Origin of the sequence: Sphingobacterium yanglingense (assembly GCF_004363245.1) — a bacterium.
Taxonomy (GTDB): Bacteria; Bacteroidota; Bacteroidia; order Sphingobacteriales; family Sphingobacteriaceae; genus Sphingobacterium; species Sphingobacterium yanglingense.
In genome coordinates this window covers 1-1,198 of the sequence record NZ_SNYV01000010.1, presented here as the reverse complement: position 1 = coordinate 1,198, position 1,198 = coordinate 1, and the positions used below count along the sequence as shown (strand labels likewise).

At 48.4% G+C, this 1,198-nt stretch carries 1 protein-coding gene; it reads left to right on the top strand.

What is annotated here, in order from left to right:
- A partial coding sequence (locus tag CLV99_RS02295; RefSeq protein WP_133582869.1) for a protein-disulfide reductase DsbD family protein occupies positions 1 to 1,198 on the top strand: 1,198 nt, incomplete at both ends.

Genomic DNA, 1,198 nt, shown 5'->3' with positions numbered 1-1,198 from the left:
CTACAGATGGTGCCGCTGCAGATGATAAGTCGATGTGGGGTATCTTTATCGCTGGTCTTTTGGGTGGTTTTGCGGCATTCTTTATGCCCTGTATCTTCCCGATGGTACCACTTACGGTGAGTTTCTTTACCAAAAAATCAGGAACACGCTCCAAGGCGATATCACAGGCCTTCTTATATGGTGTCTTTATCATTGTGATCTATGTCGCATTGGGTATGTTGATCACCATTGCATTTGGACCTGAGGCGCTGAACGAACTGTCTACAAACGGTATCTTCAACTTCTTCTTTTTCCTACTTTTAGTGGTTTTTGCAGCATCATTCCTTGGTGCCTTCGAGATAACCCTTCCGAGTTCATTTGTCAACAAGATCGATGCACAATCGGACAAGGGCGGATTGATCGGTCTGTTCTTTATGTCGGCGAGTCTGGCCGTGGTTTCTTTCTCCTGTACTGGACCGATCATCGGTACATTATTGGTAGAAGCAGCTACGAGAGGTGAGCGTCTTGGACCTGCAATAGGTATGTTGGGCTTTTCTATTGCCCTGGCTGTACCTTTTGTCCTGTTCGCGATGTTCCCATCGATGTTGAAATCCATGCCTAAATCCGGTGGATGGTTGAATAGTGTAAAGGTGGTACTGGGATTCCTGGAACTGGCTTTGGCCCTTAAATTCCTTTCCAATGTGGATCTGGCCTACAACTGGAACTTCCTTGACCGCGAGGTGTACCTAGCGTTATGGATCGTGATATTCGGTCTATTGGGGCTGTACCTGATCGGCAAGATCCAGTTCTCCCACGATAGTCCGTTGCAGTTCCTTTCCATCCCTCGTACGATGATTGCGATTTTGGTATTCTCCTTTGTCGTGTATATGGTACCTGGATTGTGGGGTGCGCCGTTGAAAGCGATTTCGGCCTTCCTTCCTCCGATCGGAACACAGGATTTTGACCTGAACAACCTCGCTCTGGGTGGAGGTAGCCCTGCAGCACATGCTGGAGGCACAGATGCCAACAGCCGCAAGCACTATACCTATTTCCATAGCAAGTCGACGATCAAAGGATTGGATCCTTACTACGATTACGACGAGGCGCTGGCAGCAGCCAAAGCGCAGAAGAAACCGTTGTTGGTCGATTTTACAGGCTGGAACTGTGTCAACTGCCGTAAGATGGAAGCTGAAGTATGGAGTAGCCCTAAAATACGGGC